The 14,565-nt window shown below is 49.5% G+C and carries 9 protein-coding genes; 1 reads left to right on the forward strand and 8 read right to left on the reverse strand.

Annotated elements, in window-relative coordinates; genetic code table 11:
* Window positions 1-72: 72 nt before the first annotated feature.
* From feoB to FND36_09975, 7 genes are all read right to left on the reverse strand, one after another.
* Complete coding sequence (feoB, locus tag FND36_09945; protein QDW74324.1) at window positions 73-2,604, reverse strand: ferrous iron transport protein B; 2,532 nt, start codon at window positions 2,602-2,604, stop codon at window positions 73-75.
* The gene (pflA, locus tag FND36_09950) at window positions 2,511-3,233 is read right to left on the reverse strand and encodes a pyruvate formate lyase-activating protein (GenBank protein QDW74325.1); all 723 of its coding nucleotides are present in this window, start codon (window positions 3,231-3,233) and stop codon (window positions 2,511-2,513) included. Before pflA ends, feoB begins: the two co-directional genes overlap by 94 nt.
* 40 nt (window positions 3,234-3,273) lie before the next feature.
* Window positions 3,274-5,526 (reverse strand): formate C-acetyltransferase, encoded by a 2,253-nt coding sequence (pflB, locus tag FND36_09955; protein ID QDW74326.1) that lies wholly within the window; start codon window positions 5,524-5,526, stop codon window positions 3,274-3,276.
* A gap of 243 nt (window positions 5,527-5,769) precedes the next feature.
* A complete protein-coding gene (locus FND36_09960) occupies window positions 5,770-8,031 on the reverse strand; it encodes a glycogen/starch/alpha-glucan phosphorylase (protein ID QDW75603.1) in 2,262 nt (753 codons plus the stop codon).
* A gap of 106 nt (window positions 8,032-8,137) precedes the next feature.
* Window positions 8,138-8,446 (reverse strand): preprotein translocase subunit YajC, encoded by a 309-nt coding sequence (gene yajC, locus FND36_09965; protein QDW74327.1) that lies wholly within the window; start codon window positions 8,444-8,446, stop codon window positions 8,138-8,140.
* A 102-nt stretch (window positions 8,447-8,548) separates the two neighbouring features.
* On the reverse strand, window positions 8,549-9,682 hold the full coding sequence (tgt, locus tag FND36_09970) for a tRNA guanosine(34) transglycosylase Tgt (protein QDW74328.1): 1,134 nt from the start codon (window positions 9,680-9,682) through the stop codon (window positions 8,549-8,551).
* 19 nt (window positions 9,683-9,701) lie between these two features.
* Window positions 9,702-11,537 (reverse strand): L,D-transpeptidase family protein, encoded by a 1,836-nt coding sequence (locus tag FND36_09975; GenBank protein ID QDW74329.1) that lies wholly within the window; start codon window positions 11,535-11,537, stop codon window positions 9,702-9,704.
* A 194-nt stretch (window positions 11,538-11,731) separates the two neighbouring features.
* Here FND36_09975 and aroC point away from each other — a divergent pair, with 194 nt between their 5' ends.
* The gene (aroC, locus tag FND36_09980; protein QDW74330.1) at window positions 11,732-12,844 is read left to right on the forward strand and encodes a chorismate synthase; all 1,113 of its coding nucleotides are present in this window, start codon (window positions 11,732-11,734) and stop codon (window positions 12,842-12,844) included.
* 38 nt (window positions 12,845-12,882) lie between these two features.
* Here the strand turns inward: aroC and FND36_09985 are convergent, their stop codons facing one another.
* On the reverse strand, window positions 12,883-14,553 hold the full coding sequence (locus FND36_09985; GenBank protein QDW74331.1) for a nucleoside kinase: 1,671 nt from the start codon (window positions 14,551-14,553) through the stop codon (window positions 12,883-12,885).
* Window positions 14,554-14,565: the final 12 nt, after the last annotated feature.

A 14,565-nucleotide genomic window follows, 5' to 3' on the forward strand; every position in this document is an offset into this window, starting at 1 on the left:
ATGTACCAGCGCTTCTTCGATTCCTGTATATTTTCATCCAAGATTTCCGCCTCAAATAGCCAATCTGCCCATTCACCTCATAAACCACCGGGCTGCGGCGGTAAAACTTACGCACAGAACCACTCCCAGGACCGCCGGGATCAAAACCGCGGCCGCCGTCCATTTCCAGCTCCCTGTTTCCTTCCGGATAGTCAGGCAGGTCGTTCCGCAGGGCCAGTGGAACAAAGAAAATAAAAGCATACTGACCGCCGTTGTCCAGGACCACCCATGCCGCGCCAAAATCTGACGTACTTCTCCCAGCGTCCCCATCTCCGTCAGGCTGCCCTGGGAGAGATACCCCATTAAAATAATGGGAAGCACGATCTCATTTGCCGGAAGCCCCAGAATAAACGCCAGCAGGATCATCCCATCCAGCCCCATCCATTCTCCCACCGGATCCAACGCTTGGGCGCACTGCCACAAAAGGGACGTATCTCCTGTCTTTAGATTGGCCAAGATCCAGATTGCCAGTCCCGCCGGCGCGGCCGTCACCACTGCCCTCCCCAGGACAAACAAGGTCCGGTCCAGAACAGACCGCACAACTACTTTTCCCACCTGCGGCTTCCGGTAGGGCGGAAGCTCCAGCACGAAGGAGGAGGACATTCCTTTTAAGATGGTTGCGGAAAGTCCCGCGGACACCAGAAATGTCATCAGGACGCCAAAGAGGATCACCAGCGCCAGGATACCCGCGGATATCAGAGGATTCCCCACACTTCTTTTGGTTCCTGCAAGGAACATGGAAATCACTGCCGCCATCATAGGGAATCTTCCATTACAAGGGAGAAAACTGTTGGTAAGTATGGCGACCATCCGCTCTCTGGGAGAGTCGATGATCCGGCAGCCTGTCACTCCTACCGCATTGCATCCCAATCCCATACACATCGTCAGCGCCTGCTTTCCGCAGGAATGGCATCTGCAGAAGCACCGATCCAGATTGAAGGCGGCTCTTGGCAGATAACCCAGATCTTCCAATAAGGTAAACAGCGGAAAGAAAATCGCCATTGGAGGAAGCATGACGGAGATCACCCAGGCAGTCACCCGGTACACCCCAAAGATCAGCGGTCCGTAAATATCTTCTGGAATCCCTGCCCCACATACTCCTTCCAGCAGTTTTCCCTCCACCCAGGCGAAACCGTTCGAAAGCAGCTCCGAAGGGTAGTTGGCGCCCCATATGGTCAGCCAGAAAATAAGAAATAGTCCGCCTGCCATTACAGGCAGTCCCGTCCATTTCCCCGCGAAGATGCGGTCCAGTTTCCGGTCCATCCGGTCGCAGTCCGCATTTTCATAAGCAACCACATCTCCCGCTATCATTTCCGCCTGCTTGACATATGCTTTGGCCGTCTCCTGGCGTACGTTCCGGCTGTCCATTCCTTTTTCTTCCAATTCCTGACAGGTCTGCCAAAGCGCCTGCTCAATCCCTTTGGTTTCCAGCACAGGGAAATATTCTTTCAGAAGACTGGCAAGCTTCTCTTCTCCCTCCAGAAGACGCAGGCTCAGCCATCTTGCCCTTCCCCGGCCCACCCCTTCCTTCCAGATCGCCTCTTCTAAGAAAGCCTCTCTTTCCTCCAGCCAGTCAGGATATCGGATCCGTTCTGGCTCCGGCTCTTTTTGAAACACCTTCTCCAAAGCCTGATAAACTTGCGCGATCCCTCTCTTCTCTCTTGCGGTGACCCCCACTACCGGAATCTTTAGACGTTCTTCCAGCTTCTTCAGATCTATGTGGATTCCTTTCCTCTTTGCCTCATCCTGCAAATTTACACACAACACTGCCTTCTTGGCTGTTTCTATGATGGAAAGAGCCAAAACCAGATTCCGCTCCAGACATACCCCGTCACAGATCACCAGAACCGCGTCGTAATCCTTGAAATACAGGAAATCTCTAGCTGCTTCCTCTTCTTTGGACCGGGCAGAAAGGGAATAGCAGCCCGGCAGATCGATCCACTCATACTTCCATCCCTGATATGTACTGTACCCTCTGGCATGTTCCACCGTTTTCCCGGCCCAGTTTCCCGTGTGCTGCCTGCTTCCCGTCAACGCGTTAAAAAGCGTGCTCTTTCCCACGTTCGGATTGCCGGCCAGCACGATCTTTCTTCGGCCCTTTACCTTGTTCTCTCTGGTTTTTTCGTTCTTTTTCCCGCCCGGTATGATGATTTTGACTCGCACCGCCTCCACATCGGATTTGCGGACCGCGAATACCGCTCCCCGGATCCGGTAAGCTAAGGGATCTCCCAAAGGGCTGTTCCCCACACATTCCACGGTTGTCCCCTCGATCAGTCCCAGATCCCGGATCCGTTTCCCCATGTCCCCTTCTATCTCCAGCTTTACTACCACTGCTTTGTCTCCCGGCCTTAGATCCGCCATGCTCTGTCCATCCATACAAGATTCCCGCTCCTCTTTGAACGCCTTATGATAACATATGCCGACAGATCCACTTCGTGAAAAAAAAGCCGCGCGAGATCGCGCGGCCCTCATTAGCAGCCCAATATATTTCTTGCGTTTTCCACCCGCTCCTTTGAGGGCGGATGGATTCCTTCCAGTGGATATTCCAATCCCAGTTCTTTCCATTTATAGACTCCCAGCGTATGGTAGGGCAGAACTTCGATTTTCTCTACATTTTTCAAAGTATCCAGGAAAGCTCTGAGTCTTTTTAAATACCCATCGTCATCGTTTCTCTCCGGCACCAGCACATGGCGGATCCATACGGGCTTCCCAATCTCCGACAGATATTCTGCCAGGTCCAGGATATTCCGGTTGGTACGTCCGGTCAGCAGCCGGTGCTGTTCTTCATCGATCTGCTTGATGTCCAGAAGGACCAGATCTGTCACCTTCATCAGCTTCTCAAAATCCGCGAAGAAAGGCGTTTCCCTGGTAAAAGGGCTTCCGCTGGTGTCCAGGACCGTGTGGATGCCTTCTTCCTTCGCCTTCTCAAAGAGTTCCGTCAGGAATTCTATCTGCAGAAGCGGCTCTCCGCCACTGACGGTGATCCCTCCGTCTTTCCCCCAGTAAGTCCGGTACCGGAGGGCTTTCTGGATCAGTTCTCCGGCTGTATACTTGGTTCCCGCCTCCATCTTCCAAGTGTCCGGGTTATGGCAGAACTGACAGCGCATCGGGCAGCCAGCGAAAAAAATCACATAGCGTACTCCCGGACCGTCCACCGAGCCAAAGCTTTCCAGCGAATGAATGTATCCTTCCATCCTTTCTCCAACTCCTTTTCTTTTTCCTTCTTATGCCGTCTTACATCTTATCGTGGCAGGTTCTTGCGATCACATCCATCTGCTGTTCCCTGGTCAGGTCGATGAATTTTACCGCGTATCCCGATACCCGGATGGTAAAATTGGCGTACTCTGGTTTCTCTGGATGTGCCATTGCATCCTTTAATTTTTCAATCCCAAACACATTTACATTTAAGTGATGGGCGCCCTGGCAAAAATAACCGTCCAGAATCTGGACCAGATGGTTTTTCCGTTCTTCGTCATCCTGCCCCAGGGCTCCGGGACTGATGGTCTGGGTGTTGGAAATCCCATCCAGCGCCAGCTCATAAGGCAGCTTAGCCACCGAGTTCAAAGAAGCCAAAAGCCCGCTTTTCTCTGCCCCATAAGAAGGATTTGCTCCCGGCGCCAGCGGTTCTCCCGCCTTTCTTCCATCTGGCAGAGAGCCGGTAGCCTTTCCATAGACCACATTGGAAGTGATCGTCAGGATAGAAGTAGTCGGCTCTGAATTGCGGTAGGTGTGGCATTTCTTTAACTTGTGCATAAACGTTTTCAAAAGCCATACAGCAATGTCATCCGCCCGGTCATCGTCATTTCCATATCTTGGGAAATCTCCCTCTGTCTCAAAGTCCACCGCAAGCCCATCGGCGTCACGGATGACTTTGACCTTGGCGTATTTGATCGCGCTCAGCGAATCCACTACGTGGGAGAAACCCGCGATCCCGGTGGCGAAGGTCCGGCGCACGTTTGTGTCGATCAGGGCCATCTCCGCCGCTTCATAATTATATTTATCGTGCATATAATGGATCATATTCAAAGTATCCACGTACAGTTTGGACAGCCACTCCATCATTGCATCATACCGTTCCATCACCTCGTCATAATCCAGATACTCCGAAGTGATCGGCCGGTAAGCCGGGCCCACCTGCTCTCTGGTCTTTACATCGATGCCCCCGTTGATCGCGTACAGCAGGCATTTTGCCAAATTGGCCCTGGCGCCAAAGAACTGCATCTCTTTCCCTGTCTGGGTGGCAGATACACAGCAGCAGATGGAATAGTCGTCGCCCCATACCGGACGCATCACATCATCATTTTCATATTGGATGGAACTGGTGGTCACCGAGATGAGAGCCGCGTATTTCTTAAAGGGTTCCGGCAGTCTGGAGGAATAAAGGACTGTCAGGTTTGGTTCCGGCGAGGGGCCCATGTTCTCCAGAGTATGCAGGAAGCGAAAGTCTGTCTTGGTCACCATGGAACGGCCATCCTGCCCCAGGCCCGCCACTTCCAGAGTCGCCCATACCGGGTCGCCGGAAAAAAGCTCGTTGTAAGAGGGGATCCGGGCAAATTTGACCATTCTGAACTTCATGACCAGGTGGTCGATCAGTTCCTGGGCCTCTCTTTCTGTAAGGGTACCGTTTTCTAAATCTCTTTGGATATAAATATCCAGAAAGGTAGAGATCCGTCCCACGCTCATAGCCGCTCCATTCTGGGTCTTAATGGCCGCAAGATATCCAAAATACAGCCACTGCACCGCCTCTTTCGCGTTCTGGGCCGGTTTTGAGATGTCATAGCCATAGATCTGGGCCATTTCCTTCATCTGCTTGAGCGCCCGGATCTGATCCGCGATCTCTTCTCTCAGCCGGAAATCCGTACCTTTCATTCCATGGCGCTCTCCCTGGATGAAGTCCTGTTCCTTCTTCTCGATCAGATAGTCGATGCCATAAAGCGCCACCCTCCGGTAGTCTCCTACGATCCGGCCCCTTCCGTAGGTATCCGGCAGACCGGTAATGATCTTATTATGCCGGGCCTTTTTCATCTCCGGCGTATAAATATCAAAAACCCCCTGGTTATGGGTCTTGTGGTATTTCGTAAAAATCTCATGCAGTTTCGGACTTGGCGTATAGCCGTAAGTGGTGCAGGCCTGCTCTGCCATATTGATCCCGCCATAGGGCATAAAAGCTCGTTTCAGCGGCTTGTCCGTCTGAAGGCCCACCACCTGTTCTAAATCTTTCAGATCCTCCTTGATATAGCCAGGGCCGTAGGATGTAAGGCCAGAGACCACTTCCGTCTCCATATCCAGGACTCCACCCTTTTCCCGCTCTTGCTTCTGAAGTTTCTGCAGCTCTCCCCAAAGCAGGTCTGTAGCTTCTGTAGAGCCCTCCAGGAATTGTTCGTCTCCATCATAGGGTGTATAATTCATCTGGATGAAATCTCTCACATTCACATCATCTTTCCAAAGTCTTCCCTGAAAGCCATTCCATTGTTCAAATTGTGTCATAACGATCGATCTCCTTTCCAAGAATTCTTTCTTTCCTCCCCTAGGATAACACCCAGCCGATCAAATCACAATATATTTATTGAAAATAGGTATCATTTTCGTTTATGTACGTGATTTTATACAATGCCATGACACAAAAATTCTAGAAAAGCGTCAAATGGGTACAGGGCTTGGCGCGTTTTGGTACACCCCAAACGTCAATTGGGGACGTAGCCTTTTTTAACTTTACTACGTCCCCAATGATTACAGCTTCCAGATATCCCTGTTATATTCCGCAATCGTCCTGTCGGATGAGAAATATCCCGCTTTCGCGATATTCACCAGCATTTTCTTTGCCCAGGCTGTACGGTCTTCATATCCCGCATATGCCTGTTCTTTTGCCTTGATATAGTCTTTCACATCCAGCAGTGTCATGAACCAGTCTTTCTGGATCAGCTCCGCATGGATCTTCAACAGATGGTATGGATCTCCGATCCGCATCATTTCCGGGCTGATGATGAAGTTGATCCACTCCCGGATCTGTTCGTCATTGATATAATAATCTGCCGCCCGGTAATCGCCATTGGCGTAATGTCGGATGACCTCCTCGCTGGAAGCTCCGAAGATATAAATGTTCTCATCTCCTACCAACTGATGGATCTCTACATTGGCTCCGTCTTCTGTTCCCAATGTTACCGCTCCGTTCAGCATGAATTTCATATTACCGGTTCCGGAGGCTTCTTTTGAGGCCAGTGATATCTGCTCGGAAATATCGCAGGCCGGAATCAGATGTTCCGCCAAAGTCACGTTATAGTTTTCTACCATGACCACCTTCAGATACGGAGATACTTCCGGATCGTTGTCGATCAGTTCCTGCAGACACAGGATCAAATGAATGATATCTTTGGCGATCTCATACGCAGGCGCCGCCTTGGCCCCAAAGATCATGGTAATCGGCCTGGCCGGCTTCTTCCCGCTCTTGATCTCCAGATATTTGGCGATCACTGACAGCACATTCATCTGCTGCCGCTTGTACTCATGAAGCCGCTTTACTTGAATGTCGAAGATAGAATCCGGATTCAATTCGACTCCCTGTGTCTTTTTCAAATATTCTGCCAGCTCTGCTTTTTTCTGATGTTTTACTTCCAGCAGAGACTGAAGCGCTTCCTGGTCTTCCTTATGGGCAAGCAGCCCTTCCAGCGCAAGAGCGTCTTTTCGGAAATCGCCTTCCACATAGTGGTCCAGCCATGCTACCAGCTCCCGGTTGCAGTACAGCAGCCACCGGCGGAATGTGATTCCGTTTGTCTTATTGTTGAATTTCTCCGGGTAAATGTCATAAAATGGCTTCAGCTCAGAGTTTTTCAAGATTTCTGTATGCAGCTCCGCCACTCCGTTGACACTGCACCCGTAATGGATATCCATGTGGGCCATGTGAACCCGGCCTTCCTGGTCGATGATAGCCACTCGTTCGTCCTGATATCTGCCCTTGATCCGAAGATCCAGTTCCCGGATGATAGGAACCAGCTGCGGCACTACTCTTTCCAGATAGTGAAGAGGCCATTTCTCCAGCGCTTCCGCCAATATCGTGTGATTGGTGTAGGCGCAGGTCTTCTGGACGATCTCTACCGCCTCGTTAAAATCAATGTTCTTCTGCACCAACAGACGGATCAGCTCCGGAATCACCATCGATGGGTGCGTATCATTGATCTGGATCACCACATGTTCATGGAGTTTTCTCAGATCATATCCCTTTTCCTCACACTCTTTCAAAATGAACTGCGCTCCATTGGACACCATGAAATACTGCTGATAGATCCTCAGCAGATTTCCCGCTTCATCACTGTCATCCGGATACAAAAAGAGGGTCAGGTTCTTGCCGATATTGTATTTATCAAAAGAGATCCCATCTCCTACAATGCTCTCGTCTACTCCCTCCACATCAAACAGATGGAGTTTGTTTTTCCCATTTTCGTATCCTGCCACATCAATGTCATAGAGTTTGGAAGTCAGGGTAAAATCCTTAAATGGCACTTGGAAGCCTACACCCGTATCCGTCAGCCAGCTTTCCGGCTCCAGCCATGGATTCGGCGTTTCCTTCTGTTTGTGATCCTCAAATACCTGTTTAAAAAGTCCCATATGGTAATTCAGCCCGATTCCATCCCCATTCAGCCCTAAAGTAGCAATGGAGTCTAAAAAGCAGGCCGCCAGCCGTCCCAGACCTCCATTTCCGAGAGACGGCTCTGGTTCAATCTCTTCAATGGCCGCCAAGGTTTTCCCATTTTCCTCTAGAATCTGCGATACTTCCTCGTAGATCCCCAGATTGATCAGGTTATTGGACAGCAGTTTCCCGATCAGAAATTCCGCGGAAATATAGTAAAGTTTCCGGTTTCCCGTAATCTCCGGGAGCTTCCGCAGCTGCTCTTTTGTATAAGACAAAAGGGCCAGATACAGCTCCTGATCTTTTGCTTCACAGATACTCTTGTGAAATCGCTCCTGCACCAGTTTTTCTAACTCTTCTCTTACCATCGTCTTTCTCCTTTCAAACATAGCGGGATAACTCCTGCCTTTTTCAGTAAAAATACCGCTCCATAACTAAATCCAGTTATTTTGCGGTATCTTTCGTTCTGTCTGTTTATTCGGTTGAAGTAGCTTTCTCGATCTGCGCGATCGCTGCCTTCTGCATCGGAATCCGGCAATTTCGGTTGCTTCCAAATTCCACGATGACATCATCATCATTAATATCAATGATCACGCCGTAAAATCCACTGGTAGTAAGGACAGTATCCCCAACTTCCATCTCCGCGATCATTGCCTGAACTCTTTTCTGTTCCTTTTTCTGCGGACGGATAAAGATGAACCAGAAACCACCAAAGATCACTATATATATAATGATCAGCAGGCCCCAGCTTCCACCGCCGCTCTGTGATGCTAATGCAAACATACTAAATTCCTCCTAAATCTCTTTTCGCACTATTGCTATCATACACAAAAATCCATATTTCATCAAGTGCTTTCGTCTAATTCCAGAAAATTTTATTCTATTTTATTCATTTCCCGCCGTCATTCCACTGAGCTTTTTCTTCTTGTATTCCTGATAATTCCCAGCTTCAATGGCCCCTCGGATTTCCTTCATCATAGTATTGTAGAAATACAGATTGTGAAGCACACAAAGCCGCATCCCCAGCATTTCTTTTGCTTTCAGCAGATGCCGGATATAAGCTCTGGAATATCTGCGGCACACCGGACACTGGCACCCTTCCTCAATGGGGCGCGCATCCAGCTCGTATTTTGCGTTAAATAGATTTAATTTTCCTTGGTTGGTATAGACATGGCCATGCCGGCCGTTTCTGCTTGGGTAGACACAGTCAAAGAAGTCCACGCCCCGGTCCACCGCTTCCAAAATATTGGCAGGCGTACCCACTCCCATCAGATAAGTAGGCTTATTTACCGGCAGATGAGGGACTACCGCCTCCAGGATCCGGTACATATCCTCATGGGACTCGCCTACCGCCAGGCCGCCCACCGCATAACCGTCAAGATCCAGCTCCGCAATCTCCTGAGCATGACGGATACGGATATCTTCACAGATCCCGCCTTGGTTGATCCCAAACAGAAGCTGACGCGGATTGATGGTGTCCGGCAGACTGTTCAGCCGTTCCATCTCCTTTTTGCAGCGCCTCAGCCACCGGGCGGTCCTTGCCACAGACCGCTCAATATAATCCCGGTCCGCCACACTGGATGGACATTCATCAAAAGCCATGGCTATGGTGGAGGCAAGGTTGGACTGGATCTGCATACTCTCTTCCGGCCCCATGAATATCCTTCGTCCATCAATATGGGAATTGAAATAAACGCCTTCTTCCTGGATCTTGCGCAGGCCCGCCAAGGAGAACACCTGGAACCCGCCTGAATCCGTCAGGATTGGCTTATCCCATACCATAAACTTGTGAAGTCCCCCAAGCTTTTTCACCACCTGGTCCCCGGGGCGCACATGGAGATGGTATGTATTAGAAAGCTCTACCTGGGTTCCGATCTCTTCCAGATCTTCAGTAGAAACCGCTCCCTTGATCGCCGCCGCTGTTCCTACATTCATAAATACAGGGGTCTCAACGACCCCATGTACAGTGTGAAGCCTTCCTCGTTTAGCAAGGCCGTCACGCTTTATCAATTCATACATTGCATTCTCATCCTTTGATTTAGTAATGGCATACCACCGGCGTACCGTCAGAGATCAGATCATACATCTTTGCCGCCTGATCCGTTGGCATGTTGATACACCCATGGGATCCATTCGTCTTGTAGCGTTCGCCGCCAAAAGAAGACTGCCAGGAGGCATCGTGGAATCCGATTCCGCCGTTAAATGGCATCCAGTATTTTACCGGTGACTCATAGGTATAAGACCCGTCAGGAAGCCGGTCTCCCCGAAGCACCGCGTTTTTTGTCTTATATGACAAAGAATAAGTTCCTTGCGGAGTCCCATTTCCTTTATTAGGATTTCCCGTTACAACCGGAGAATCCAGGACCACCTGACCATCCTTAATGAAATACGCATGCTGGTTGGTCAAGTCCACTTCCGCATAGGTGGTTCCAATGTCAATAGAACCATGGCTTGCCGCCCGGCTGGAGTATTCCGGTTCCCTTGTTACTACTTCGCCATTCTGGATATTTGCGACCAACGCATTGTATTCCGCATCCTGGTCGATCTTCCACCCATAACTTCCGCCTTCTACTGTCACCGTATTCCCTGTCGCTGTGGTAAACTGTCTGGATTTTCCTTTTGTATCATATTTGTCCGCCAGCGACTGGATATATTGCTTTACCGCATCTGTATTAAAGGTAACTTCCATCTTATCATTGACCGTTACCCACTGAGAGATCACAGCCGCGTTTACCACCTCTGTATTGGGGTTGAAATCATAGGTGATCTCCGCTTTTAAGTAGCTGTTCATGGCATTATTAGCCGCGATCACTTCTTCAGAGTCTGACACATATGAAGGCTTGATATAGCACTCTTCTTCTGTCAGATTCAACGTGTGCTGGAATCCTTCAATATAACTGCGCACTTTCTCATTGAACACTTCTTCATTGATCTGCGTCCCCACAACTTCCGGCACGATCTCAAATTGGGTTTCCTTAAATTCCGGGTGCGCGTTTACGGACGCCACCTGATTCTCAGGATTCATGCATGCCAGAGCCGCGATCTGCTCCGCCAGCGCAGTCTCGTCATATTTGACTCCTACTTCCGCATCCAGCTCCGGGTGGTCCCACAATGTCGTCAGCCACAGGAAATTATCCTGATCCTTCACAAGCTGAGCCAACTGCTTGCCAGGCACATACTCCAGAGAAATATTTTTGCCTGCGATCTCTTCCGTTCCGCCGTCAGATTCTTCCAGCGTCAGTGTGTAATCTTCTACCTGCTGGCGCATATAATCTTCAACCTGGCTGACACTCTTTAAAGACACGTCTGTTCCATTGATCGTAGTAAAGAACATGAAATGACTATTAAAGTAAACCGCAAATCCAATATAGACTACAGCGATCACACCAATGATACTGCCGATGATGATCGCCAGTTTCTTTCTAAATTTATGCTTCCGATAGGCCTTTTCCGCATCCGTCTCTTCTTCCTCCTCGCTCTCCTCTTCCGGATTCAGAATATCCGTCTGGTCTTCCGCGCTATCTTTGTCCAATTCCTCTTCTAATGCCTCTTCTGCCTCTTCCTGAAAATCCTCTTCCTTTTCTAAGTCCTCTTCATCCAGGAAATCTTCCTCTAAATCTTCTTCGCCATCTAGGTCTTCTTCATCTAAAAATTCTTCGCTGTCGAAACCCTCATCTTCATCCTCTTCGTCTAAGAATTCTTCTTCATCTAAATCTTTTTCCTGGAGATCCTTGTCGTCTAAATCCTCTTCCTCAGACACAGGGATATCTTCCTCTTCTTTCTTTTCAAAGACTTTATCTCTATCCAGATCATCATAGATCTCTTTCATTGTTTCTTCAATGATCTCATCTGCATTTTTATCAGTATTTCCCATATAACCATACTCCTCTTAATATTTACAGACTCACACGCTAACATTATAATATGCTTCCATGCAAAAGTACAGCATAAAATCTTTAAAATTTTTTGAAAAAAAGAAGGTTTTTTTGTGAAGGATTGCAGGTTTTCTCCTCATCCTATATAATAGAACGGTACGACAGAAATCATACCAGCAAAAGGAGATTATTTATGGCAGGTTCAACTTATGGAACTTTATTTACGATCACTACCTGGGGCGAATCCCACGGTCCGGGAGTCGGCGTTGTCATTGATGGCTGCCCCGCGGGTCTGCCTCTTTCTTCCGAAGATATACAGAAGTACCTAGACCGGCGCAGGCCCGGCCAAAGCCGTTATACCACTGCCCGCAATGAAGCAGATGAGGCGGAGATCCTCTCCGGCGTTTTTGAAGGGCGGACCACCGGAACTCCGATCTCAATCCTGATCCGCAATCAGGACCAGCGTTCCAGGGATTATGGGAATATCAAGGACTGTTACCGACCCGGCCACGCGGACTATCCTTTTGACGCCAAATACGGTTTCCGGGATTACCGGGGCGGCGGACGTTCTTCCGGCCGGGAGACCATTGGCCGGGTAGCCGCTGGCGCTGTAGCCGCTAAGCTGTTGGAAAGACTTGGCGTCCGTCTGCTGACCTATACCAAATCCATAGGTCCCGTCTCCATTCCTTCCGAGGAATATGATTACAGCCAGATCAGCTGCAATCCTTTATACATGCCAAATGAAGAATATGCCCGGAAGGCACAGGATTATCTGCAGGAGTGTATCCACTCCCTGGATTCCTCCGGCGGTATCATCGAATGTCAGGCCAAAGGACTTCCCGCCGGTATTGGAGAACCTGTTTTCCAAAAATTGGACGCCTGTCTGGCCAAGGCCATTATGTCCATTGGAGCCGTAAAAGGCGTAGAAATCGGCGACGGTTTCGCCGCCGCCAAGTCCAAAGGAAGTCTGAACAACGATCCCTTTATTTGTCAGGATGGAAAAATTTCCAAGATGACTAATCATTCCGGCGGCACACTGGGCGGGTTCAGCGATGGTTCTGCATTGATCCTGCGGGCTGCGGTAAAGCCCACTTCCTCTATCGCGCGGGAGCAGAAAACCGTTACTTCCAGCCTGGAGAACACCACTTTGACCGTCAAAGGACGGCACGACCCGGTGATTGTTCCAAGAGCTGTAGTCGTAGTAGAAGCCATGACTGCCCTGACTCTCATCGATCTTATGATGCAGAACATGACAGCCCGGTTAGAGTGGATGGAAAAATTTTATTTAGGGCCGGGGGATTTTTAAAAATCCCCCGGCCCCAATTAAAAATGCCCTGTCCCTTTTTACACGCGAAAGCATCCGCCTCCAATGAACTCCCGCAGCAGGGAGTTCATTGGTACCATCTCGCTGCCGATCCCCACGAAGTAATCCATAAATTTCAGCAGTCGTTTGGCTTCCAGATATTCCGGACAGTCCCGGTCAATCCCGAAGAGCAGCCTCTCTACGTAGGGTTTTAAGACCGCCAGCTCGTAGATCAGGGCAGAATTGAACATCACATCCGCCTCTTCTTGATAAGGGAAGATGTTGCGCTCTTCTCCCCGGCGCACAGAAGACCACATACGGATGGTCTTTTGGGCAGAAGCGCCTCTGGTCCTGGCGTCCCGCACGATACGGCGGATCAGCCGTCCATCTGTGGTAGGGATCCGATTATGTTCGTCTATATTCAGCTGTGTCAATGCGCTGATATAAATCTTGAATTTATTCTCATTGGAGAGGCTTTCCGTCAGTTTGGGATTCAGGCAGTGGATCCCCTCGATGACCAGCACATCATTTGCGCCCAGTCTTTTTGGTTTATTTCCGTATTCTTTGTGCCCTGTCACAAAATTAAAGGTTGGGATCACCACTTCCTGGCCGGCCAGCAGTTCTTTGAGCTGCTGGTTAAAAAGCTCCACATCCACCGCTTCCAGACATTCAAAATCATAAGCTCCCGTCTCATCTCTTGGATTCTGCTCCCGCTCTACGAAATAATTATCCACCGCGATCGGGTGAGGAACTAATCCGTTTGCTCTAAGCTGGACCGAAAGTCTGTGGGAAAATGTAGTCTTTCCGGAAGAAGAGGGTCCTGCGATCAAAACAAACTTCACCTGAGGGCTGGCAGCGATCTCCCCGGCGATCTCCGCGATCTTCTTCTCCTGCAGAGCTTCCTGGACCAGCACTACATCTGTGGCTTCTCCCCCTGTGATCTTGTCATTTAAGGCTCCCACCGTCTCGATCCCCTGCATATCGCCCCATTTCGTAGATTCCTTCAGAACCTGGAACAGCTTATTCTGGGGCTGAAAATCCGGAACCTTAGCGGGATCTGACATATCCGGCATCTGGATCACAAATCCTTCATCATAAGGATAGAGTTTAAAGTACTTCAGATATCCGGCGCTTGGCACCATATATCCATAATTGTAATCTTCAAATTCATTCAGACTGTAGATATTAACTTTGGAAACTCTCCGATATTCAAACAGCCGCTCTTTATCGTACATCCCATGTTTGTGGAACAGCTCGATCGCTTCATCTGTATGTATACTCCGTTTCTGGATCGGCAGGTCTTCCTCCACCATCTGGCGCATCCGCTCTTCCACCAGGCCAAGAAACGCTTCATCGGGAGACACCTTCCCCTCGATCGTACAGTAATATCCTTTGCTCACCGAATAATGGATCCGAACCTTCTCAATTGCTTCCCTGTCAGCCACATCATAGATCGCCTTGACCAGCAGAAGGCTCATGCTCCGTTTATAGGTTTTGTGCCCCACCGATCCGCCGATGGTCTCGAAGCGGATCTCGCAGTCGAATCTCAAGGGCTTATGAAGTTCCTGCAGCCTGCCGTCTACAAACGCCAGGACAATATCATATTTATAATTCTTCTGGAAATCCTTGGCGATCGTTCGATAGGAGGTTCCCTCCTGGTATATTCTCGTTTCCTCCCCCACGGTCACCCGATAGCTTCTCTTCTCCGCCATTTTGTCTCCTTT

The sequence above is a fragment of the Lachnospiraceae bacterium KGMB03038 genome (assembly GCA_007361935.1).
Taxonomy (GTDB): domain Bacteria; phylum Bacillota; class Clostridia; order Lachnospirales; family Lachnospiraceae; genus Massilistercora.

Bases quoted from the DNA above. Each gene is read 5' to 3' on its own strand.
- FND36_09960 (QDW75603.1), bottom strand. From the start codon at position 8,031: ATGGTAAGAGAAGAGTTAGAAAAACTGGTGCAGGAGCGATTTCACAAG.
- feoB (QDW74324.1), bottom strand. From the start codon at position 2,604: ATGGAAAGAACTGGGATTGGAATATCCACTGGAAGGAATCCATCCGCC.
- yajC (QDW74327.1), bottom strand. From the start codon at position 8,446: ATGTTTGCATTAGCATCACAGAGCGGCGGTGGAAGCTGGGGCCTGCTG.
- pflA (QDW74325.1), bottom strand. From the start codon at position 3,233: ATGGAAGGATACATTCATTCGCTGGAAAGCTTTGGCTCGGTGGACGGT.
- FND36_09985 (QDW74331.1), bottom strand. From the start codon at position 14,553: ATGGCGGAGAAGAGAAGCTATCGGGTGACCGTGGGGGAGGAAACGAGA.
- pflB (QDW74326.1), bottom strand. From the start codon at position 5,526: ATGACACAATTTGAACAATGGAATGGCTTTCAGGGAAGACTTTGGAAA.
- FND36_09975 (QDW74329.1), bottom strand. From the start codon at position 11,537: ATGGGAAATACTGATAAAAATGCAGATGAGATCATTGAAGAAACAATG.
- tgt (QDW74328.1), bottom strand. From the start codon at position 9,682: ATGTATGAATTGATAAAGCGTGACGGCCTTGCTAAACGAGGAAGGCTT.
- aroC (QDW74330.1), top strand. From the start codon at position 11,732: ATGGCAGGTTCAACTTATGGAACTTTATTTACGATCACTACCTGGGGC.